This window comes from Rhodoferax lacus (assembly GCF_003415675.1).
Lineage (GTDB): Bacteria > Pseudomonadota > Gammaproteobacteria > Burkholderiales > Burkholderiaceae_C > Allorhodoferax > Allorhodoferax lacus.
Genome location: NZ_QFZK01000005.1, coordinates 236364 through 256643 on the forward strand (window position 1 = coordinate 236364; position 20280 = coordinate 256643).

The following is a 20280-nucleotide window of genomic DNA, read 5'->3' on the forward strand; positions in this document are numbered from 1 at the left end:
CAGGTATCAAATGTCCAGAAGATGGTCCCAGTATAGGGGCTCGAAACGCCAGACCATGGGCTGCAGGACTATGGCCGCACGCACCCGCTGGGCAAACTGGGCGCGTGGCATTTCGCCAGCGCCCAGCGAGGCCAGGTGCCTCGTGTTTTGCTGGCAGTCGATCAGCTCCACGCCCTGTGCCCGGCAAAAGCCCACCAGCGCTGCCAGGGCCAGTTTGGAGGCATCGGTCTGGTGGCTAAACATGGACTCGCCAAACACCGCCCGGCCTATGGCCACGCAATACAGGCCACCCACCAGTTTGCCGTCGATCCACGTTTCCACGCTGTGCGCATACCCTGCCTCGTGCAGCGCCAGATAGGCTGACTGCATTTCATCGACGATCCAGGTACCACCTTGACCGCTGCGCGCGGTTTGGGCGCAGTGCCCAATCACTGCGGCAAAGTCTGAGTCAATGCGCACCTCGCAACGCGGGTTGCCCTTGAAGCTCTTGATGGTCTTGCGCAGTGAGCGGTGCAGTTTGAATTGTCCGACTTGCAGCACCATGCGCGGGTCGGTGCTCCACCACAGAATCGGTTGGCCCTGGCTGTACCACGGAAAAATGCCATGTGAATAGGCTCGCACCAAACTCTGCACATCCAGGCATCCTCCGGCTGCCAGCAAGCCGGGCGCATCGGAATCCAGTGGCCAGGCCTGTGCCACTTCGGGAAAACTGTCTCCTGGCTCCAGCCAGGGGAGGGCGCGTTGCAGGGGCATAGGTGGTGTATCCAGACGGGTCCGTGAAAAATTGTGAGCCTGCAAACGGATGCGAGGCAGCCAGCAGTTAGAATACTAGCTGTCGGGGCGTAGCGCAGCCTGGTAGCGCATCTGGTTTGGGACCAGAGGGTCGAAGGTTCGAATCCTTTCGCCCCGACCAAAATGTGAAAGGGCTAGCTGGTTATACCGGCTAGCCCTTTTTTGATGTGTGTGCAGTGGCACCGCATCTATGGGGCTACTCTTTTCAGCGGATCGACCAGCGCAGCGGCAAGCTTGATGCCGTGCAGGGCATCCAGAGAAATGCCATTGGCGCCCACACTTTCGGCAGTGATGTCGCTGCTGTAAAACGCCGGGCCACCCAGCAGCACGGGGGTATCGGGATTGCGTGAAGCCTTCTTCACCTGGGCAATCAGATTGGCCAGTGTGGGAAGTTGCTCCACCAGACCTACGGAGAGTCCAATCAGGTCAAACCACTCGTTTCTGGCTGCCTGCAGTATTTCCTTGTCGGTGTTGGCGATTTCCACGACTACCTGCCAACCCTCCTTGCGGAAAAACTCACTCACCATCACCAAGCCCAGAATGTGTTGCGAACCGGGTGCAGCCGCCAGCATCACACGGCGCACCATACCCGCATCCTGCGGCCCCTCGTGGTAGTCATAGCCCAATTCATGGGTGAGTTGCTGCATGCGCAGCAGGCCCAGCGTGACCACGGTGAAGTCGGTCTTGTCCTCTTCCCACCAGGTGCCCAGACAGCGCGCTGCAGGTGCCATCAGCTTCAGGAACAGGTCATCGTTGTTTACGCCATCCTTTTGAAGCCGCTTCACGAACGCCGTGGCACCTTCCGCAGAGGCCTGGACGCACAGTGTGGCAAAGGCATCCACTTCCGCGCGGTCGGGGTCATAGGCCGTGTTGAAGGTCTGCGCATTGGACGCCGAAAACGATGCATGGGCTTGCAGCAGGCGCGGAATGATCTGGGACTCGATCACACTGCGCAGGGAGCCTTTGCATTCCTCGTAGCCTTCGTCCCCCTCTTCGCCGCAATTGCTGTCGGATTTGGTTCTGGAGGCGCTGGACCCCACCATGGACATGGCTGTCCAATGCCAATCATGCAAAAGTACAGGAAACCGCAACCCGCCACACAGGGGGGCAACCAAACCGAGGTCCATGTTTGCTCCTATGCATGATCCGTGGATGGGGCGTCTGCCCATCATCAAAGAGGCATGCTTTTATTTGTGTCTTCCGCTTTTACCCTGCATGCAGCAAGCCGGAAAAAGGTTTGCCTATAGAGAGGTACAAAGTATAGGAGCCGGGCATTGCGGCGCCTACCCCCTGTTTTCCCGAACCAAGTTGAATTTTGTTCAATTGGGCAAGGAAATTTTTACTCTGGATCGCGTGGGATATCCCCTTTTTCCTTCCGGGCTTGCCGTTTTCGGCGCTCCAAACCGACATCGTGGATTTGCCAAAGACCGAAGGCCAGCACGAGTATAAAAATTCCTAACTCAATCCATATCCCCATAGCTGGACTCCTTGGTTGGGTGGCGCTGTACCGCTTCGCGTATTGGTGTAACTTGTGATTGACAAAGGGTTTTGATTGATTATATTGACACAAACAAGTGTCAATTCATAGTGACACTCCCACACGAAGAAGCGAGGTCACCATGAGCCTGTTAGCGCGTGCAGAAACATCCCTGGCATTCAGCTTTGAGGGCGCCGTCGGCCACTCAGCGCCCCCCCGCCTGGTGGCCGCCATGCGGCATGCGGTGTTTTCCGGAGGCGCCCGCATCCGCCCCCAGCTCACCCTCTCGGTAGCCATTGCCTGTGGCGATGACCAGCCCGCGCTCAGCAACGCGGCGGCCAGCGCACTGGAGCTGATGCACTGCGCGTCCCTGGTGCACGATGACATGCCGGCCTTTGACGACGCCGACATCCGGCGTGGCCGCCCCACGGTGCACAAGGCCTTTGGTGAGCCCCTGGCGTTGCTTGCCGGGGATGCGCTCATTGTCATGGCCTACCAGGTGCTGCTCAATGCCGGGCACGCCTTGCCTGAGCGCCTCATAGGGCTGATGCAAAGCATGAGCGCCGGGGTGGGCTTGCCCAACGGCATCGTGGCCGGTCAGGCCTGGGAATGCGAGCCCCGCGCCGACCTGGGCCAGTACCAGCGCGCCAAGACCGGTGCCCTGTTTGTGGCCTCTACCTGTGCCGGTGCCCTGGCCTCGGGCAGTGACGCCCAGCCCTGGGTCACACTGGGCGCCAGCCTGGGAGAGGCCTACCAGGTGGCCGATGACATCCGTGACGTCATGGGCCTGAGCGCCGACCTGGGTAAGCCTGCGGGTCAGGACCTGCTGCACACGCGCCCCAGCGCCGCCAGCGAACTGGGCTTGGGCGGTGCGGTGGACTACTTCCAGGACTTGATACAGACCGCTGTGGACAGCGTGCCCGCCTGCACCTGCCGCGACATGCTGCAGCAGCTGGTGCGGCGCGAGTCCGAGCGTCTGGTACCCAGCGCCGCCTGCGCAGCCTACCGCCTGCCCAGTGCCCGCAGCGCCCCGGTTGTGTCTGCCTGAAGCACCGGTTCATCTGTCGCAAAAAGAAGGGGCCGCCATGCCAAACCTCGACATCGCCAACAGCCCAAGCGGCCTGGCATCCACGCACGACTGGATGGACGGCGTGCACCGCAAGGTGGAGCAGTGGATGGCCCAGCCGTGGCTCTACCGGCTGGCCCTGTCCAACCCGCTGACGCGCTGGTTTGCCCAGCGCAGGACCCGCCAGATCTTCGACCTCATGTCCGGCTTTGTGTACTCGCAGGTGCTGCTCTCCTGCGTGCGCCTCAAGCTGTTCGCACAGTTGCAAAAGGCCCCGGCCACCCTGGAAGAACTGGCAAGCCGCTGCCACATGCCCGAAGCCGCACTGCAGCGACTGCTGCTGTCGGCGGTGTCATTGAAGCTGCTGGAGCGGCGCAGCCATCAGCGTTATGGACTGGGGCCGCTGGGCATGCCGATTGCGGCCCACGAAGGCATACGCGCCATGATCGAGCACAACAGCCTGCTCTACCGCGACCTGGCCGAGCCCACCACTTTTCTGCAGGACGCCTGGAGCGGCCAGATGGCGGCCTACTGGCCCTATGCCCATGCCGCCACGCCCCAGCAGGCCAAAGAGGCCGACGCCGCGCATGTGGACCGCTACTCGGCGCTGATGGCAGCCTCCCAGACCTTTGTGCTGCAGGAGGTGCTGGATACCTTCCCCTTTGGCCAATACCGCTGCGTGCTGGACGTGGGTGCGGGCAAGGGCCGCTTCATGGCCGAACTGGCGGGCCGCGAAAAGCAGCTGCGCCTGCAGCTTTTTGACCTGCCGCAGGTACTGGCATTGGCCCGGCACAACCACGCCGCACTCGGGTTGCAGGCCGAGGTGGAATACCACCCTGGCAGCTTTTTCGATGACGCGTTGCCGCAGGGCGCCGATCTGGTCACCCTGATCCGTGTGGCCCATGACCACCCGGATGACCAGGTGCGCACCATCTTCCAGAAAATTTTTGACGCCTTGCCCGTGGGCGGCACCCTGTTGCTGGCCGAACCCATGGCGCAAGAGCCGCTGGAGGCGCAGGCGGGCGACGCCTATTTCCATTTTTATTTGCTGGCCATGGGGGCAGGGCGCTTGCGCACGCCCACCGAGCTCAGCCGCATGCTGGCTGATACCGGTTTTGTGCACGTGGAACTGCTGCCCAACGCCATGCCCATCCACACCCGCTTGCTGGTTGCGCGCAAGCCGGGTTGCTAGGTGTTTACCCTTTTTTTAGCCAAATGTGTAAATGTAGCTTTACATGCATTGGTGTAACGTAAAGAATGAGATCATGAAATCACAAGCCGTCGTATTCCAGCAGCCCCGCCAGCTTTCGCTGCAGACCCTGGACCTGTCGGAGCTGACTGAGGGCCAGATCCGGGTCGCAGTGGAATACAGCGGCATCAGCACCGGCACCGAGCGCCTGTTGTGGGACGGCAGCATGCCTGCCTTCCCCGGCATGGGTTACCCGCTGGTGCCCGGCTATGAATCCGTGGGCAGGGTGGTAGAAGTCAGCGACACGGCCACACACCAAGTGGGCCAGCGCGTGTTTGTGCCCGGCGCGAGCTGCCTGCAGGGCGTTCGCAGCCTGTTTGGCGGCACCGCCTCGCAACTGGTGGTCAACCAGGACCGCGTGGTGCCGGTGGAAGACCGGCTGGGCGCCAACGCCGTGCTGCTGGCGCTCGCCGCCACGGCTTACCACGCGGTGTCGGGTGGCGGCAAGCGCCAGATCATCAACCCGCCCGATCTCATCGTCGGCCACGGCGTCATGGGCCGCCTGCTGGCACGCATGACGGTGGCCTCCGGCGCGCCGGCCCCCACCGTGTGGGACACCCAGGCCGACCGCCTCAGCGGCGCCCAGGGCTACGTGGCCCTGCACCCGCAAGACGACCCGCGCAAAGACTACAAGGCGATTTACGACGTCAGCGGTGACTCCAACCTGCTGGACCAGCTGATCCAGCGCCTGGCCCCCGGTGGCGAAGTGGTGCTGGCCGGTTTTTACAAGAGCGACCTGCACTTTGCCTTTGCCCCGGCCTTTATGCGCGAGGCCACCATTCGTACCGCAGCCGAATGGAAACGGCCCGACCTGCTGGCCGTCAATGAATTGGTACACAACGGCCGCCTGTCCCTGGACGGCCTGATCACCCACCAGCAAGCACCTGCAAGGGCGCTGGCGGCTTACGAGGTGGCATTTGGCGATGCCGCATGTCTGAAGATGATTCTGGACTGGAGTGCCAACGCATGACGAACCCCCTGACCTCGACCGAGCAGCCCATCAAATTTGTGCAGCTGCTGCGCGAAGAAGCCGCCGTGGAGCCGCCCCAGGTGCACACCAACGCGCCCACCAAGGAGACGCAAATCATTGCCATCTACGGCAAGGGCGGCATAGGCAAAAGTTTCACCCTGGCCAACCTCAGTTACATGATGGCGCAGCAAGGAAAAAAAGTGCTGCTCATCGGCTGCGACCCCAAGAGCGACACCACCAGCCTGCTGTTTGGCGGCAAGGCCTGCCCCACCATCATCGAGACGTCCTCGCGCCTCAAGCTGGCCGGCCAGGCGGTGAGCATCAGCGACGTCTGCTTCAAGCGCGACGGCGTGTTTGCCATGGAGCTGGGCGGCCCCGAGGTGGGACGCGGCTGCGGCGGGCGCGGCATCATCCACGGCTTTGAGACGCTGGAGAAGCTGGGCTTTCACGACTGGGGCTTTGACTACGTGCTGCTGGACTTTTTGGGTGACGTGGTCTGCGGCGGCTTTGGCCTGCCGATTGCCCGCGACATGTGCCAAAAGGTCATTGTGGTGGCCAGCAACGATTTGCAATCCCTCTACGTGGCCAACAACGTCTGCTCCGCTGTCGAATACTTCCGCAAGCTCGGTGGCAATGTGGGCGTGGCCGGCATGGTCATCAACAAGGACGATGGCACCGGTGAGGCTGCGGCCTTTGCCGAAAAGGTGGGCATCCCGGTGCTGGCGGCCATTCCCGCCCATGAGGACATCCGCCGCAAGAGCGCCAGCTACGAAATCATCGGCATCCCCGGCTCCGAGTGGGGCCCGCTGTTTGAAGAACTGGCGGTCAACGTGGGTGCAGCACCCCCGGTGCGCCCCAAGCCGCAGACGCAGGACGAACTGCTGGGCCTGTTCAGCGCCGATGTGGTGGGCCGCAACGTGGTGCTGGAGCCCGCCACCGTGTTTGACATGGTGGGCCGCGTGGACGTGGTCAAGCCCAGCCTGGAAGTGGTTTACGACGAGGCCTGAGCAGCATGACCACCACCCCTTCGGGAACCATCATTCCCATTGTTCCGGCCGAGGCGCTGGCTGCGCGCGCGCCGCAGTCCACCGCCATTGAAGGCGATGGCATGGGCTGCCACGCCGGTGGCGAGCAGCTGCTTGCCGCGGCCAAGGCGGCAGGCAAGTCGGAGATCCTGGCGCAGTACGCGCAGGACTATCCGAAGAAGGAAAACGCCGGCCCGCATGACCAGCCGCAAAGCATGTGCCCGGCCTTTGGCTCGCTGCGCGTGGGCCTGCGCATGCGCCGCACCGCCACCATCCTGTCAGGCTCGGCCTGCTGTGTGTATGGCCTGACTTTTACTTCGCATTTTTACGGTGCGCGCCGCAGCGTGGGTTATGTGCCCTTCAACTCCGAGTCACTGGTCACCGGCAAGCTGTTTGAAGACATTCGCGAGGCAGTGCACGCCCAGGCCGACCCGGCCCAATATGACGCCATCGTCATCATCAACCTGTGCGTGCCCAGTGCCAGCGGCGTGCCGCTGCAGTTGCTGCCCAAGGAGATCAACGGCGTGCGCATTATCGGCATCGATGTGCCCGGCTTTGGCGTGCCCACGCACGCCGAGGCCAAGGACGTGCTGGCCGGTGCCATGCTGCGCTACGCCCGCCAGGAGATTCTCAACGGCCCGGTGCAGGCCCCGCGCGGCGGCGTCAACGAGCGGCCTACCGTCACGCTGTTGGGCGAGATGTTCCCGGCCGACCCTGTCGGCATTGCCCACCTGCTGGCGCCGATGGGCCTGGCCGCTGGGCCGGTAGTTCCCACGCGCGAATGGCGCGAGCTGTATGCCGCACTCGACTGCACCGCCGTGGCTGCCATCCACCCGTTTTATACCGCCAGCGTGCGCGAGTTCCAGGCGGCTGGCCGGCCTGTGGTGGGCTCGGCCCCCGTCGGTCTGGAAGGCACGCAAGACTGGCTGCAAGCCATAGGCGGTGCCTGTGGCGTGGCCCAGGACAAGATTGATCTGGCACGCAACCAGGCGCTGGCTGCGATGCGTCCGCTCCTTGCGGCCAAGCCCATCAAAGGCCGTATCACACTCAGCGGCTACGAAGGCTCCGAGCTGCTGGTGGGCCGCCTGCTGGTGGAGTGCGGTGCCGATCTGCGCTACGTAGGCAGCGCCTGCCCGGCCACACCCTGGAACGCGGCAGACGCCGCCTGGCTGCAGGCGCACGGCGTGCAGGTGCAGTTCCGCGCCTCGCTGGAGCAGGACCTGGCCGCTGTGCATGAATACAAGCCACAACTGGCCATAGGCACCACCCCCGTGGTGCAAAAGGCCAAGCAGCTGTCCATCCCCTCGCTCTATTTCACCAACCTGATCTCGGCCCGGCCCCTCATGGGTGTGGCCGGGGCCGGATCGCTGGTGCAGGTGGTGCAGGCAGCCATTGGGAACCAGGCCCGCTTCGATGCCATGTCCGGCTTTTTTGGACAGGTGGGTGCGGGCCATGCGTCTGGCGTGTGGGAAGACGTGCCGCAAGACCACCCCGAATTCCGCGCTGAGACCAAGCGCCAGTTGGCCAAGCTTTTGAAGAAGCGCAAAGCCGAGGAGATGGGCTGATGTTTGTCATTGACCACGACCGGGCCGGCGGCTACTGGGGTGCCGTCTATGTGTTCACCGCCATCAAGGGCCTGCAGGTCATCATCGACGGCCCGGTGGGCTGCGAGAACCTGCCGGTGACCTCGGTGCTGCATTACACCGATGCGCTCCCTCCGCACGAGTTGCCGATTGTGGTGACCGGCCTGGGCGAAGAGCAGCTGGGCCGCGAAGGCACCGAGGGCGCCATGAAGCGCGCGCACGCCGCGCTGGACCCGGACCTGCCCGCCGTGGTGGTCACCGGCTCGATTGCCGAAATGATTGGCGGCGGTGTCACGCCCGAGGGCACCAACATCCTGCGCTTTCTGCCGCGCACGATTGACGAAGACCAGTGGCAGTGCGCCAACCGCGCCATGTACTGGCTGTGGAGCGAGTACGGCCTGCGCAAGGTGCCTGCACGCAAGCCCTTTGCCGAGCGCCCGGTGGGTGAAAAGCCGCGCGTCAACATCATCGGCCCGGCCTATGGCACCTTCAATTCGCCCAGCGACCTGGCCGAAATCCGCCGCCTGGTGCAGGGCATTGGCGCCGACATCAACATGGTGTTTCCGCTCACCAGCCACGTGGCCGATGTCTCGCGCCTGGTCGAGGCGGATGTGAACATCTGCATGTACCGCGAGTTCGGCCGCATGCTGTGCGAAGCGCTGGACCGCCCCTACCTGCAAGCCCCCATCGGCCTGCACAGCACCACGCAGTTTTTGCGCAAGCTAGGCGAGCTGCTGCACCTGGACCCGGAGCCCTTTATCGAGCGTGAACGCCACACCACGCTCAAGCCCCTGTGGGACCTGTGGCGCTCGGTCACGCAGGATTTTTTCTCCACCGCCAGCTTTGCGGTGGTGGCCACGGAGACCTATACCCGCGGCATCCGCCACTTCCTGGAAGTGGAGATGGGCCTGCCCTGCAAGTTTGCCGTCTCGCGCACGGCGGGCACCAAGACCGACAACCAGGCCATCCGCCAGATGTGCAAGACGCAGATGCCTTTGATCATGTTTGGCAGCTACAACGAGCGCATGTACCTGGCCGAAGCCGGAGGTGCGGGCCCCATGCGTGCGGCCTTTATTCCGGCGTCCTTCCCCGGCGCCATCATCCGCCGCCATACCGGCACGCCCTTCATGGGCTACAGCGGTGCCACCTACCTGATTCAGGAAGTGTGCAACGCGCTGTTTGACGCGCTGTTCCACATCCTGCCCTTAGGGACAGAAATGGACCGGGTCGATCCCACCCACGCGCGTGGTGTGGTGGTGCCCAACGCGACGTGGGACGAGTCGGCACAGGCCCGCCTGCGCGACATCGTGCAAAGCCAGCCGGTGCTGATCCAGATATCGGCAGCCAAGCAGCTGCGCGACCTGGCCGAGCGCCATGCGCGCGAAGCCGGGGCTGACAGCGTGGGCGATGCCCATGTGGACCAGGCCAGCCGCGCCTTGGGCATGGGGGTGCCGGCATGAGCACCCTGAACTTTTTGGATGGTGGGCCCGTGTGCCTGCTGTCAACCGAATGTCGTGGCAATCCGCCCCGGCTGCCCTTGCTGCGCGGGCCTTGCGCAGTGGTGGCCGCAAGGCTGTTTTAAGAAGGAGCTTTCGCATGTCAACACGGAATTCCATATCCGGACTGTCTGACGAAGAGGCTCAGGAGTTTCACCATTACTGGATGCAGGGTCTGGTGGGTTTCACGGCGGTAGCCGTGGTGGCCCACATCCTGGTCTGGGCATGGCGGCCCTGGCTCTGAGTCTGATCAGCAACTAACTTCGGAGTTAAACCATGTTCGTACACCCAACCCTATCGGAAGCCCACCACCCTGCCAAGGGTGACAAGCTGACGTTTGCCCTGGTCTTTGTGCCTTGCTTTGTCCTGCTGTTGTTCGTCGCTGCCATCGGCCAGGTGCTGGGCGTGTCGTGGAAGAGCTGGCTGCCCGGCTCCGAGAACATGACCAACATCTTCTCCGGGGTGAGCGCTGGTATTTACACCTTCATGTCCCACATTTTTTAGGAGTACTGTTATGTGGCGTATTTGGCGACTTTTCGATCCCCTGCGAGCCATGGTGGTTCAGGGCATTTTCCTCTTTGCGCTGGCCGCGATGATTCACCTCATCCTGCTCAGCACCAACAAGTTCAACTGGCTCGACGGCGCGAAAAAACCCGCGGCATCGGCAACGGCGCAAAACGCGCCCATGCCGCCCGCAGTGCCTGCGATCAAGTCGTAACTGGCATGGCAGACGCTGCACCGCTAATTTTTTCGACGCAGTGTCTGCCCGCTCTCTTTCCCGGTTGAACCCGTTTCGCGCATCCGCTTCCCAGGAGCCCCACCATGGCCATGCTCAGCTTTGAAAAGAAATACAGAGTCCGCGGCGGCACGCTGCTCGGAGGCGACCTGTTCGACTTCTGGGTCGGCCCCTTTTATGTCGGCTTCTTCGGCATCACCACACTCTTCTTCAGCTTCCTTGGCACCGCCCTGATCCTTTGGGGCGCGGCCATGGGACCGACCTGGAACCTCTGGCAAATCAGCATTGCGCCGCCCGACCTCTCCTACGGCCTGCGCCCCGCGCCACTGATGGCAGGCGGCCTGTGGCAGCTCATCACCATCTGCGCGCTCGGGGCCTTTGTCTCCTGGGCGGCCCGCGAGGTGGAAATCTGCCGCAAGCTGGCCATGGGCTACCACGTGCCCGCCGCATTCTGCGTGGCCATCTTTGCCTACTTCACGCTGGAAGTCATTCGCCCGGTGCTCATGGGCGCCTGGGGCCACGGCTTCCCCTACGGCATCTACAGCCACCTGGACTGGGTCTCCAACGTGGGCTACCAGTACCTGCACTTCCACTACAACCCGGCCCACATGCTGGGGGTGAGCTTCTTTTTTGCCACCACTTTTGCGCTCTCGCTGCATGGCGGCCTGATCCTCTCGGCGGCCAACCCCGGGCATGGCGACGTGGTCAAGACGCCCGAGCACGAGGACACTTTCTTCAAGGACATCGTGGGCTACTCCATCGGCACGCTGGGAATCCACCGCCTGGGCCTGTTCCTGGCGCTGGCCGCGGTGCTGTTCAGCGCCCTGTGCATTGTGCTCAGCGGACCCTTCTGGAGCCGCGGCTGGCCCGAGTGGTGGAGCTGGTGGCTCAACATGCCGATCTGGCGCCAATAGGAGCAAACAATGGCTGAATACCAAAACCTTTTCACCACCGTGCAGGCCACCGGCCCGCTGCACCACGGCATCGAGCTGGACGCTGGTAACAGCCCGCGCACCGGCGAGCCGCTGGTGTCCTACTGGGCGGGCAAGATTGGCAATGCGCAGATAGGCCCGATCTACCTGGGCACGCTGGGCCTGGCCTCGCTGGTCTGCGGCATGATTGCCTTCAACATCATTGGCCTCAACATGCTGGCCTCGGTCAACTGGAACCCGGTGCAGTTTGTGCGCCAGCTCTTCTGGCTGGCGCTGGAGCCGCCGCCGCCCAGCTACGGCCTGCATCTGCCCCCGCTCAACCAGGGCGGCTGGTGGTTGATGGCCGGTGGCTTTCTGACGGTTTCGCTGTTCCTGTGGTGGATACGCACCTACCGGCGCTCCCGTGCGCTGGGTCTGGGCACGCATGTGCCGTGGGCCTTTCTGTCGGCCATCTGGCTGTTTCTGGTGCTGGGCTTTTTCCGCCCGGTGCTGATGGGCTCCTGGGGCGAGGCCGTGCCCTTTGGCATCTTCCCGCACCTGGACTGGACGGCGGCCTTTTCGCTGCGCTATGGCAACCTGTTCTACAACCCCTTCCATGCGCTCTCGATCGCGTTTCTGTATGGCTCCACGCTGCTGTTTGCCATGCACGGCGCCACTATCCTTGCGGTAACCCGCTTTGGTGGTGAGCGCGAGGTGGAGCAGATCGTGGACCGTGGCACGGCTTCCGAGCGCGCCGCCCTGTTCTGGCGCTGGACCATGGGCTTCAACGCCACCATGGAATCCATTCACCGCTGGGCCTGGTGGTTTGCCGTGCTGTGCCCCCTGGTGGGCGGCATAGGCATCCTGCTCACCGGCACGGTGGTGGACAACTGGTACCTCTGGTCCATGAAGCATGGCGTGGTGCCGCCGTATCCGGCGGTGTTTCCTGCCGTGATCGACCCCAGCCTGCTGCAAGGAGTGACGCCATGAGAGTGTTTGTTTGCCTGCTCGCCTTGCTGACCACGCTGCTCTCGGGCTGTGAGCGCCCCTTCATGGACTCGGTACAGCGCGGCTACCGCGGCACCGGCATGCTGCAGGTCTACAACCCGCGCATTGTGGAAGCCAAACTCGACAACAACACCGCACCGGTGCCGCTGCCTGCCGCGCCAGCAGATGGCCCCAAAGCCTCGCTGGTGTTCAAGAACGTCAAGGTGCTGGGAGACCTGAGCGTGGCCCAGTTCACCCGCATCATGGCCTCCATGGTGACCTGGGTGGCGCCCAATGAGGGTTGCACCTATTGCCACGATGCGGCCAATTTTGCCGACGACAGCAAATACACCAAGGTGGTGGCGCGGCGCATGCTGGAGATGACGCGCACCGTCAACAGCCAGTGGAAGACCCACGTGGCTGGCACCGGCATCACCTGCTACACCTGCCACCGGGGCAATGCCATTCCACAGCAGGTCTGGTACCGCTCCAACCCGCAGCCCTATGGCTCCAACTTCATGGGCGACAAGGCCGGCCAAAACAGCCCGGACCCGGCGGTCAACCTGTCCTCCCTGCCCAACGACCCGTTCACGCCCTTTCTGCTGGACGCGCAGGACATTCGCGTCAATGGCCCCACACCGCTGCCCTCGGGCAACCGCCACTCCATCAAGCAGGCCGAGTGGACCTATGGGCTGATGACACACTTGTCCCAGTCGCTGGGTGTGAACTGCACCTACTGCCACAACTCGCGCTCCTTCCAGGGCTGGGAGGGCAACCCGCCACAGCGTGCGGTGGCCTGGTACGGCATCCGCATGGCACGCGCGCTCAACAACGACTACCTGGAGCCCTTGGCCGACACCTTCCCGGCACACCGCAAGGGCGAGCTGGGCGATGTGGCCAAGGCCAACTGCGCCACCTGCCATCAAGGCGCGTACAAGCCACTCAACGGCACGCCCATGGCCGCGGACTACCCGGAGCTGGTAGGCCCGCTGGTGGAAACCGTGGCCGCCAAATAACGGACAGCACACCGTGTGGCCCCCATGAGCACTACCGCCCAAGCCCAGACTGCTGCCGCGCTGTCCGGCGTGGTGGTGGTCTTGCTGCTGGACTTTGCAGCCCAGCACCGGGCCTGGGGCTGGTTGCGTCTGGCGCAGGGCAGTGCGGGCTTCAAGGGCGTGCCGGGTTTGCGCTTCACCAAGATCATGGGCAGTGGCCACGGCGGCGGCTTTGGCCTGCGCCCCAGCGCCACGCACCAGGGGCTGGTGTTTGTGCTGGATGACCAAACTTCGGCACAAGCCTTTTGCAGCAGCACCGAACTGCAGGCCTTTGTGGGGCGTGCGCGCGAGCACTGGCTGGGCCAGCTGGCGGTGACCTCCATACGCGGGCAGTGGGACCAGCAAAGCTGGGGTGTCACGCCCGAGGAGCGGCTGAGCAGCGCGCCCGCAGTGCCGCAGTCCGACGCCAACGCTTCGGCTGTCCCCGGCCTGCCGGTGGCCGTGCTCACGCGCGGCTCCATCCGCCCGGCCAAGGCCATGTCCTTCTGGCGCTATGCGCCACCCGCCCAGGCCGACCTGGGCCAGGCCGCAGGCTGCCAGCTGGCCATGGGCCTGGGCGAGGCGCCGCTGGTGCGCCAGTGCACCTTCAGCGTCTGGGATGACACCGCCTCCATGGTGGCCTACGCGCACCAGGGCGCGCACCGCCAGGCCATTGCGGCGGCCAACCGGCACGATTTTTTCTCGGAATCCATGTTCGCCCGCATGCGCGTGCTGCGCATGTCGGGCGTCTGGTGTGGGCGCCACTATGGCGATGCGATACCGACTGCTCCTGCCGCCCCTGTGATGGAGGCCGCGTATGTCTGAAACCCGTGCCGTAGTGGTTGGTGCCGGCATGGCCGGTCTCGTGTCCGCGCTGCGCCTGGCCCATGCGGGTGTGGCAGTCACCGTGGTGGAACAGGCCAGCCACGCCGGTGGCAAACTGCGCGGCGAAGTCATTGACGGCCAGACCATTGACGCGGGACCCACCGTCTTCACCATGCGCTGGGTGTTTGACGAGCTGCTGCAGTCGGTGGGCGCCGACCTGGACAGCGAATTGCAACTGCAGCGCCTGCCCGTGTTGGCCCGCCACTTCTGGGGCGATGGCAGCGCGCTCGATCTGTTTGCCGACCCGCGCGCAAGCGAGGCCGCAGTGGAAGCCTTTGCCGGTGCCGCAGAGGCCGCCCGCTTCCAGAAATTTTGCGCCACCACACGTGCCCTGTACGACGAAATGGAAGCACCCTTCATGCGCGCACCGCTGTCCAGCGTGCCCGCCTTCATGCTGCGCCTGGGGCCACGCGGCCTGGCCCTGCTTACCGGCATTGGCCCGCTGCGCACCTTGTGGAGCAGCATGGAGCGCCACTTCACCGACCCCCGCCTGCAGCAGCTGTTTGGCCGCTACGCCACCTACACCGGCTCATCGCCCTGGGCGGCACCGGCCACGCTCAGCCTCATCACGCAGGTGGAGATGGATGGTGTGTGGGCCGTGCAGGGCGGCATGACGGCGCTGGCCCGCTGCCTGGAGCGCCTGTGCGTGCAGCACGGTGTGGTGTTTCGCTTCAACACCGGCTGCCAGGAAATCCTGATGGCCCAGGGCCGCGCCAGCGGCGTGCGCCTGGACAGCGGTGACAGCCTGCGCGCCGATGCGGTGGTGTTCAACGGTGATGCAGCTGCGCTGCGGCAAGGCCTGTTGGGCACACAGGCCCGCGCGGCCGTGCCCGTAGCTACGGGGCAACGCTCGCTCTCGGCCCTGACCTGGTCGGTGCTGGCCAAGACCCGTTGCACAGAGGGCAGGGCACTGGACCGCCACAACCTGTTCTTCGGCCCGCGATATGCCAGCGAGTTTGAAGACATCTTTACCCATGGCCGCCTGCCGCAGGACCCCACCGTGTACGTGTGCGCGCAGGACCGCGGCGCGGGCAGCGTGCCCGAGGGGCATGAGCGCCTGCTGTGCCTGGTCAATGCCCCGGCAGTGGGCGACCGCGACAGCGCCGCACTCAGCCCCGACGCACTGGAGCGCTGCCAGGAGCGCAGCTTTGCCTGGCTGCGCCAGTGCGGGCTGGAGGTGGCGCTGGAGCGCGCGCGCACGGTGCGCACCTCACCCAACGATTTTCACCAACGGTTTCCCGCAACGGGAGGGGCTTTGTATGGACAGGCAACACACGGATGGCTGAGCATTTTTTCACGGCCGGGAGCAGCCTGCCGGGTGCCGGGCCTGTACCTGGCGGGTGGCAGCACCCATCCGGGGCCGGGCGTGCCGATGGCAGCCCTGTCGGGACGTCTGGCGGCCGAAGCCGTGCTGGCGCACCTTGCTTCGACCAGGCGGTTGCGCCCGGCGGCTACCTCTGGTGGTATGTCGATGCCAGCAGCGATGACGGCACCTGGGGGCTCACCATGATTGCGTTTGTGGGCAGCGTCTTCTCACCGTACTACGCCTGGGGCCGCACCCGGCCCAACGTAGACCCGGACAATTTTTGCAGCCTGAACGTGGCGCTCTACAGCCGCAACGCCAGGCGCTGGAGCATGACCGAGCGCGGGCGGCGCCTGTGCCACCGCGATGCCACCCGTTTCAACATCGGCCCGAGCCAACTGCACTGGGACGGCCAGGCCCTGCAGGTGCAGATTGACGAAGTCTGCGCGCCCATCCCGCAGCGCATACGCGGCCACATCCGCCTGGAGCCCGAGCGCCTGTTTGACTTCAGCACCGCGCTGGACCCGGCCGCCAGGCACCGCTGGGGCCCGCTGGCACCGGGCGCGCGCATCGAGGTGGCGCTGGACGCACCGGCCCAACGCTGGAGCGGCCAGGCCTATCTGGATTCCAACGAGGGCGACGAGCCCATAGACCGCGCCTTCCATGCCTGGGACTGGTCGCGCAGCCGCATGAAGGATGGCAGCACTGCCGTGCTGTATGACATGCAGTACCCCGACCGCAGCCAGGCCCTGCTGCCGCTGCGTTTTGGCACCGATGGCAGTGTGCAGCGCTTTGAAGCGCCGCCGCCGCAAGCGCTGGCACCCACGCGCTGGCGCGTGCAGCGCGGCATGCGCAGCGACTCCCCCGTGCGCATCCATGAACAACTGGAAGACACACCGTTCTACCAGCGCGCCTTGTTGAAGAGTGCGTTGCTGGGCGAGACCGTTACCAGCTTCCACGAGTCGCTTTCCATTCCCCGGCTGGTGTCGCCCATCGTGCGCGCCATGCTGCCCTTTCGCATGCCGCGCAGAAGCTGAATGCGAAACCCAGAATTTGTGGCCAACCGGGCCACTGATACCCACCGTGCGGGTTGTGCACGTTGTGACCGTCTTGCAAGGAGTAATAACTATGGCTGACGATAAAGTGGGGCCAACGGGACTGACCGTGGCTGAGTCGGAGGAGATCCACCGGTCTCTCATCCAGGGCACGCAGATATTCGGCATGATTGCCGCGTTCGCCCATCTGCTGGCCTACATCTATTCACCCTGGCTGAAGTAGGAGTACACACCATGATTTACGGAAAAATCTGGACGGTGGTCAACCCTTCATTGGGCATACCCGTGTTCCTGGGCGCCGTGGCGGTGACCTCGTTCGCCGTGCATCTGACGCTGGTGTCCAACACCACCTGGATCAAGGCTTTTCACAATGGCGCCGCGGGCAAGTCCGCTGTGGTGGCCATGGCTGCTGCGGCCCCCCCGGCAGTCGAAGCGCCGGTGAAGAAGTAGCCCTCTTGGGCAAGCAGTGACCAAGGCCGCAAGGCCTGGGTCCTCTTGCCCGGGGCCGCGTGCCATGAACCGTATCAGCCAGAAGTTGGTCTTTGCCTGGGCTTCAGTGGGTCCGCGTTTTCTGCCGTTTGCCGATGTGGCCACGGCCGAGTTGCCCCTGTCCAGGCTGTTGCGCCTGTCCCTTTTTCAGGTGTCGGTCGGCATGGCCATTGTGCTGCTGGTGGGCACCCTCAACCGCGTCATGATTGTCGAGCTCAAGGTGCCCACGGCACTGGTCTCGGTGATGGTGGGGCTGCCCCTGTTTTTTGCGCCGCTGCGCGCCCTGATCGGCTTCAAGTCCGACCACCACACCTCGGCCCTGGGCTGGCGCCGCGTGCCTTATATGTGGATGGGCACCATGCTGCAGTTTGGCGGCTTTGCCATCATGCCGTTTGCGCTGCTGGTGCTATCGGGTGGCGGCAACGCCGCCCAAGCCCCTGCCTGGATTGGCCATTTGGGCGCCGGCGTGGCCTTCCTTCTGGTGGGTGCGGGGCTGCACACCACGCAGACTGTGGGCCTGGCACTGGCCACCGATCTGGCCGCGCCCGAGTCGCGCCCCAAGGTGGTGGGCCTGATGTGCGTGATGCTGCTGGTAGGCATGATTTGCAGCGCCTTCTTTTTTGGCGAGCTGCTGGCCGACTACAGCCCGGCGCGCCTGGTGCAGGTGATACAGGGTGCGGCCCTCATCACTCTGGTGCTGAACGTGGTGGCCCTGTGGAAGCAGGAGGCGCGCAGCCGCACGCGCCAGGCCCGGCCCCAGGCGGACCCCACGTTTCAGGAAAGCTGGGCGGTGTTTTGCAGTGGCCCACGTTCGGTGCGGCGCCTCTTGGTGTTGGGCATGGGCACCATGGCCTTTTCCATGGAGGACGTGTTGCTGGAGCCCTTTGGCGGCGAGATTCTGCACCTCAGCGTGTCCTCCACCACCACGCTCACCGCCACGCTGGCTTTTGGCGGACTGGCTGGTTTTGCCTGGGCCTCGCGCGTGCTGAGCCGCGGCATGGACCCATTCCGCATGGCGGCCCTGGGCGTGTGCTGTGGCATCCCCGCGTTTGTGGCCGTCATCGCCTCGGCACCCATGCAGTCGCCCCTGCTGTTTGGCCTGGGCACCTTTCTGATCGGACTGGGTGCGGGCATGTTCGGCCACGGCACGCTCACCGCCACCATGAACCTGGCACCTAAGGACCAGGCCGGTCTGGCCCTGGGCGCCTGGGGCGCCGTGCAAGCCACCTGCGCCGGCCTTGCCATGGCCTTGGGTGGCGTGCTGCGCGATGCGGTGGCCCACGCTTATGATTCCGTCACCGGTTACAGCACGGTCTATAGCCTGGAAGTGCTGCTGCTGTGCGCGACCCTGGTGGCCATGTACCCCTTATTCATCCGCAACCCGAAGGAGACACCATGAAATCTGCCATGCCCATCATCCTGCTGTTTGGCCTGCTGTGCTTTTTTGTACTGGCCAACTGGCTCAACCGGCCCTACAAAAAGCCGAAGAAGGATGAGTGATCTGCACACAAAAAAGCCTGAAGTGATTCAGGCTTTTTTTTGGTGATCGCTGATACTTCTCAAAATGTGTCGGCAAAGGCCCAGTGAAGATCAAAAACACACAACAAGAGATCGACTATGTGCCTGCAGCAATCCAGAATGACGGGTATTCACCAATGGAACTGGGACGGAGACGTCATCCTGTTCGATGCGGTCCTGCCCTCCGGGCGTCCGACCATCGCTCCCCCGCATCAACCCTATGCAATGGATGTCCGGCAATATGTTGCCACTGAGAACAATGCGGTGATTCGCAAGACGCTGGTGAAAGAGGTGGCCGCCTACATGCACCGAAAAAGCATGAGCCGGGCCCGCTTCACCAAACGCGGCAAGGGCGCTTTTGACTACCGTGTTCATGTGCTGACCAACTTCGTTGGCGAACGCATTCGCTACCAGGCACGCAAGGGAAGTGATCCCTGGCAATACCCCGAGGAGACGCTGGCCCTGGGCACGGGAGACTGTGAAGACATTGCGTTTGTGCTGGCCTCGCTGCTTCTGGCCTCAGGTGTCAGCCCGTAGAACCTGCGTGTTGCACTCGGAAGCGTAGTCGCCCACCAGCGCATCGGTGCGGCCAGGCGCTACGACCACATGTGGGTGATGTACAAGGCAGAGTCAGGGCTGTGGCAGCTTCTGGAGCCGTTGCATGTGGCAATGGCTGAAGCCGGAGAAGCCCGGCCCTCTGCCGAGCATGGCACCCCTGACGGGCAGGTGGCTTCGGTCGAATACCGCCCACGGTTTGTCTTCAATGGAGACCATGTCTGGGCCATGCATTCTTCGGATGAGGGCAGCACCCTGCAGCAGTTGGTTTACAAATCCTGGCAACGCATCAATCCGAAGTTTGCAGGCTTTGTGCACCAAAACATCATCAACACGGCGCTCACGGGCCTGGCACCGCAGGAGATGGTCCATTCCTTGAACCGGCACTTTGCGTTTGGATGGAGCCGGGGTGTGATTCCGGTGGTTGAAGACGTGGACAATTTTGTGATCAAGGGCTACGACCCGCGTGACCATTTCGACAATGGGTTCATCGCAGAAGGCTGGCAAAGGGTTGCGGAGCGCCTGTTGGCATTCCGCAAGAACAACCTGGACTTTGACAGCTTTGCCCTGGCCGCCCACGGCATTGCCGACTTTTATGCGCACAGTTCCTACGGACACTTTGCCGCGTTGAGCGGCAACGCCTTCGCACTGTATGACCCTGCCAAGCCCCAGGGCTTGGGCATGGAGGTGCCGTCCTACGCTGCGGGCTCATCATTCGATCTGTCGCGGTCTGGCAGACTTCCACCCAACACCCATGTTTTCCATGGCGACCGCAACAGCATTCCGGGCCTCTGGGCTGGCCAGCTGGTGTCAGGACGGTACGCCCAGCCGGGGGATTCGCAATCAATTCTGGAGGCGCCGACAACGATTCCTGCCGAGCTGCGCAACCGGTCCGATTTCTGGCAGCGCGGCTCGCTGCCGCACCACAACACCATGGCAGTAGACCAGCCAGACCTTGCAAAAGGTCACCTGCTGTACCGCGCCGCCAGCAGTGGTGGCACTGACCGTCTGGCCTATGCCAACCAATTTGCCTGGCGCTTCCAATCGGCCATTCAACATATCCAGAAGGCCTACAAAGACAACCGGGCTGCCCATTAGCCGGACGTCTGATTGCCCCTGACCGTGGAAGCCGCGCCCAGCAGGGGGCCG

22 protein-coding genes and 1 tRNA gene are annotated in these 20280 nt (G+C 63.8%); 21 read left to right on the forward strand and 2 right to left on the reverse strand.

The genetic code is table 11. The annotated features are described in order from the left end of the window. Window positions 1–6: 6 nt before the first annotated feature. Complete coding sequence (gene aat / locus DIC66_RS11020) at window positions 7–753, reverse strand: leucyl/phenylalanyl-tRNA--protein transferase (protein ID WP_117177062.1); 747 nt, start codon at window positions 751–753, stop codon at window positions 7–9. Window positions 754–836: 83 nt separating this feature from the next. Here aat and DIC66_RS11025 point away from each other — a divergent pair. Next, a tRNA-Pro gene (locus tag DIC66_RS11025) sits at window positions 837–913 on the forward strand. Window positions 914–980: 67 nt separating this feature from the next. On the opposite strand, the gene DIC66_RS11030 is transcribed toward DIC66_RS11025, so the two are convergent. Next, window positions 981–1841: a cobalamin B12-binding domain-containing protein gene (locus tag DIC66_RS11030; RefSeq protein ID WP_158558890.1), complete on the reverse strand. Its 861-nt coding sequence runs from the start codon at window positions 1839–1841 to the stop codon at window positions 981–983. A 570-nt stretch (window positions 1842–2411) separates the two neighbouring features. Between DIC66_RS11030 and DIC66_RS11035 the strand changes: the two genes are divergently transcribed. The 20 genes from DIC66_RS11035 to DIC66_RS11130 all read left to right on the forward strand — a co-directional run bounded on the left by DIC66_RS11035 (window position 2412) and on the right by DIC66_RS11130 (window position 20229). Beyond that, a complete protein-coding gene (locus tag DIC66_RS11035; RefSeq protein ID WP_117177066.1) occupies window positions 2412–3317 on the forward strand; it encodes a polyprenyl synthetase family protein in 906 nt (301 codons plus the stop codon). 37 nt (window positions 3318–3354) lie between these two features. Then, window positions 3355–4527: a methyltransferase gene (locus DIC66_RS11040; RefSeq protein ID WP_117177068.1), complete on the forward strand. Its 1173-nt coding sequence runs from the start codon at window positions 3355–3357 to the stop codon at window positions 4525–4527. Window positions 4528–4600: 73 nt separating this feature from the next. Further along, entirely contained in the window at window positions 4601–5554 is a 954-nt protein-coding gene (gene bchC / locus DIC66_RS11045) for a chlorophyll synthesis pathway protein BchC (RefSeq protein ID WP_117177070.1), read from the forward strand. Next, complete coding sequence (locus DIC66_RS11050; protein ID WP_117177072.1) at window positions 5551–6561, forward strand: chlorophyllide a reductase iron protein subunit X; 1011 nt, start codon at window positions 5551–5553, stop codon at window positions 6559–6561. The genes bchC and DIC66_RS11050 overlap by 4 nt, the downstream gene beginning before the upstream one ends. A gap of 5 nt (window positions 6562–6566) precedes the next feature. After that, the gene (gene bchY / locus DIC66_RS11055) at window positions 6567–8144 is read left to right on the forward strand and encodes a chlorophyllide a reductase subunit Y (RefSeq protein WP_117177074.1); all 1578 of its coding nucleotides are present in this window, start codon (window positions 6567–6569) and stop codon (window positions 8142–8144) included. After that, window positions 8144–9622 (forward strand): chlorophyllide a reductase subunit Z, encoded by a 1479-nt coding sequence (gene bchZ, locus DIC66_RS11060; protein WP_117177076.1) that lies wholly within the window; start codon window positions 8144–8146, stop codon window positions 9620–9622. The genes bchY and bchZ overlap by 1 nt, the downstream gene beginning before the upstream one ends. A 136-nt stretch (window positions 9623–9758) precedes the next feature. After that, entirely contained in the window at window positions 9759–9902 is a 144-nt protein-coding gene (gene pufB / locus DIC66_RS11065; protein ID WP_117177078.1) for a light-harvesting antenna LH1, beta subunit, read from the forward strand. Window positions 9903–9934: 32 nt separating this feature from the next. Then, window positions 9935–10162, forward strand: coding sequence for a hypothetical protein (locus DIC66_RS11070; protein ID WP_117177080.1), 228 nt, complete (start codon window positions 9935–9937; stop codon window positions 10160–10162). A 10-nt stretch (window positions 10163–10172) separates the two neighbouring features. Beyond that, window positions 10173–10376: a light-harvesting antenna LH1, alpha subunit gene (gene pufA, locus DIC66_RS11075; RefSeq protein ID WP_117177082.1), complete on the forward strand. Its 204-nt coding sequence runs from the start codon at window positions 10173–10175 to the stop codon at window positions 10374–10376. Window positions 10377–10480: 104 nt separating this feature from the next. Beyond that, window positions 10481–11308 carry a photosynthetic reaction center subunit L gene (pufL, locus tag DIC66_RS11080; RefSeq protein ID WP_117177084.1) on the forward strand — a complete coding sequence of 276 codons (828 nt, stop codon included), beginning with the start codon at window positions 10481–10483 and terminating at the stop codon, window positions 11306–11308. Window positions 11309–11317: 9 nt separating this feature from the next. Then, window positions 11318–12295 carry a photosynthetic reaction center subunit M gene (gene pufM, locus DIC66_RS11085; protein ID WP_117177086.1) on the forward strand — a complete coding sequence of 326 codons (978 nt, stop codon included), beginning with the start codon at window positions 11318–11320 and terminating at the stop codon, window positions 12293–12295. After that, window positions 12292–13308, forward strand: a complete 1017-nt coding sequence (gene pufC, locus DIC66_RS11090) for a photosynthetic reaction center cytochrome PufC (protein WP_117177088.1) — start codon at window positions 12292–12294, stop codon at window positions 13306–13308. The genes pufM and pufC overlap by 4 nt, the downstream gene beginning before the upstream one ends. 24 nt (window positions 13309–13332) lie before the next feature. Beyond that, complete coding sequence (locus DIC66_RS11095; RefSeq protein WP_117177090.1) at window positions 13333–14151, forward strand: hypothetical protein; 819 nt, start codon at window positions 13333–13335, stop codon at window positions 14149–14151. Next, the gene (gene crtD / locus DIC66_RS11100; RefSeq protein WP_117177092.1) at window positions 14144–15721 is read left to right on the forward strand and encodes a 1-hydroxycarotenoid 3,4-desaturase CrtD; all 1578 of its coding nucleotides are present in this window, start codon (window positions 14144–14146) and stop codon (window positions 15719–15721) included. Before DIC66_RS11095 ends, crtD begins: the two co-directional genes overlap by 8 nt. Beyond that, window positions 15718–16551: a carotenoid 1,2-hydratase gene (locus DIC66_RS11105; RefSeq protein WP_117177094.1), complete on the forward strand. Its 834-nt coding sequence runs from the start codon at window positions 15718–15720 to the stop codon at window positions 16549–16551. Before crtD ends, DIC66_RS11105 begins: the two co-directional genes overlap by 4 nt. A 91-nt stretch (window positions 16552–16642) precedes the next feature. Continuing rightward, a complete protein-coding gene (pufB, locus tag DIC66_RS11110) occupies window positions 16643–16792 on the forward strand; it encodes a light-harvesting antenna LH1, beta subunit (protein WP_117177096.1) in 150 nt (49 codons plus the stop codon). Window positions 16793–16803: 11 nt separating this feature from the next. Then, complete coding sequence (locus DIC66_RS11115) at window positions 16804–17019, forward strand: light-harvesting protein (RefSeq protein WP_117177098.1); 216 nt, start codon at window positions 16804–16806, stop codon at window positions 17017–17019. A gap of 64 nt (window positions 17020–17083) precedes the next feature. Beyond that, window positions 17084–18457 carry a PucC family protein gene (locus DIC66_RS11120; protein WP_117177100.1) on the forward strand — a complete coding sequence of 458 codons (1374 nt, stop codon included), beginning with the start codon at window positions 17084–17086 and terminating at the stop codon, window positions 18455–18457. A 218-nt stretch (window positions 18458–18675) separates the two neighbouring features. After that, window positions 18676–19113 (forward strand): transglutaminase domain-containing protein, encoded by a 438-nt coding sequence (locus tag DIC66_RS11125; RefSeq protein ID WP_117177102.1) that lies wholly within the window; start codon window positions 18676–18678, stop codon window positions 19111–19113. A gap of 126 nt (window positions 19114–19239) precedes the next feature. Next, window positions 19240–20229 carry a hypothetical protein gene (locus DIC66_RS11130; RefSeq protein ID WP_233505874.1) on the forward strand — a complete coding sequence of 330 codons (990 nt, stop codon included), beginning with the start codon at window positions 19240–19242 and terminating at the stop codon, window positions 20227–20229. Window positions 20230–20280: the final 51 nt, after the last annotated feature.

What these genes read in the sequence shown, in the direction of transcription:
- aat (WP_117177062.1), bottom strand. Translation starts at nt 753, where the DNA reads ATGCCCCTGCAACGCGCCCTCCCCTGGCTGGAGCCAGGAGACAGTTTT.
- DIC66_RS11030 (WP_158558890.1), bottom strand. Translation starts at nt 1,841, where the DNA reads ATGTCCATGGTGGGGTCCAGCGCCTCCAGAACCAAATCCGACAGCAAT.
- DIC66_RS11035 (WP_117177066.1), top strand. Translation starts at nt 2,412, where the DNA reads ATGAGCCTGTTAGCGCGTGCAGAAACATCCCTGGCATTCAGCTTTGAG.
- DIC66_RS11040 (WP_117177068.1), top strand. Translation starts at nt 3,355, where the DNA reads ATGCCAAACCTCGACATCGCCAACAGCCCAAGCGGCCTGGCATCCACG.
- bchC (WP_117177070.1), top strand. Translation starts at nt 4,601, where the DNA reads ATGAAATCACAAGCCGTCGTATTCCAGCAGCCCCGCCAGCTTTCGCTG.
- DIC66_RS11050 (WP_117177072.1), top strand. Translation starts at nt 5,551, where the DNA reads ATGACGAACCCCCTGACCTCGACCGAGCAGCCCATCAAATTTGTGCAG.
- bchY (WP_117177074.1), top strand. Translation starts at nt 6,567, where the DNA reads ATGACCACCACCCCTTCGGGAACCATCATTCCCATTGTTCCGGCCGAG.
- bchZ (WP_117177076.1), top strand. Translation starts at nt 8,144, where the DNA reads ATGTTTGTCATTGACCACGACCGGGCCGGCGGCTACTGGGGTGCCGTC.
- pufB (WP_117177078.1), top strand. Translation starts at nt 9,759, where the DNA reads ATGTCAACACGGAATTCCATATCCGGACTGTCTGACGAAGAGGCTCAG.
- DIC66_RS11070 (WP_117177080.1), top strand. Translation starts at nt 9,935, where the DNA reads ATGTTCGTACACCCAACCCTATCGGAAGCCCACCACCCTGCCAAGGGT.
- pufA (WP_117177082.1), top strand. Translation starts at nt 10,173, where the DNA reads ATGTGGCGTATTTGGCGACTTTTCGATCCCCTGCGAGCCATGGTGGTT.
- pufL (WP_117177084.1), top strand. Translation starts at nt 10,481, where the DNA reads ATGGCCATGCTCAGCTTTGAAAAGAAATACAGAGTCCGCGGCGGCACG.
- pufM (WP_117177086.1), top strand. Translation starts at nt 11,318, where the DNA reads ATGGCTGAATACCAAAACCTTTTCACCACCGTGCAGGCCACCGGCCCG.
- pufC (WP_117177088.1), top strand. Translation starts at nt 12,292, where the DNA reads ATGAGAGTGTTTGTTTGCCTGCTCGCCTTGCTGACCACGCTGCTCTCG.
- DIC66_RS11095 (WP_117177090.1), top strand. Translation starts at nt 13,333, where the DNA reads ATGAGCACTACCGCCCAAGCCCAGACTGCTGCCGCGCTGTCCGGCGTG.
- crtD (WP_117177092.1), top strand. Translation starts at nt 14,144, where the DNA reads ATGTCTGAAACCCGTGCCGTAGTGGTTGGTGCCGGCATGGCCGGTCTC.
- DIC66_RS11105 (WP_117177094.1), top strand. Translation starts at nt 15,718, where the DNA reads ATGATTGCGTTTGTGGGCAGCGTCTTCTCACCGTACTACGCCTGGGGC.
- pufB (WP_117177096.1), top strand. Translation starts at nt 16,643, where the DNA reads ATGGCTGACGATAAAGTGGGGCCAACGGGACTGACCGTGGCTGAGTCG.
- DIC66_RS11115 (WP_117177098.1), top strand. Translation starts at nt 16,804, where the DNA reads ATGATTTACGGAAAAATCTGGACGGTGGTCAACCCTTCATTGGGCATA.
- DIC66_RS11120 (WP_117177100.1), top strand. Translation starts at nt 17,084, where the DNA reads ATGAACCGTATCAGCCAGAAGTTGGTCTTTGCCTGGGCTTCAGTGGGT.
- DIC66_RS11125 (WP_117177102.1), top strand. Translation starts at nt 18,676, where the DNA reads ATGTGCCTGCAGCAATCCAGAATGACGGGTATTCACCAATGGAACTGG.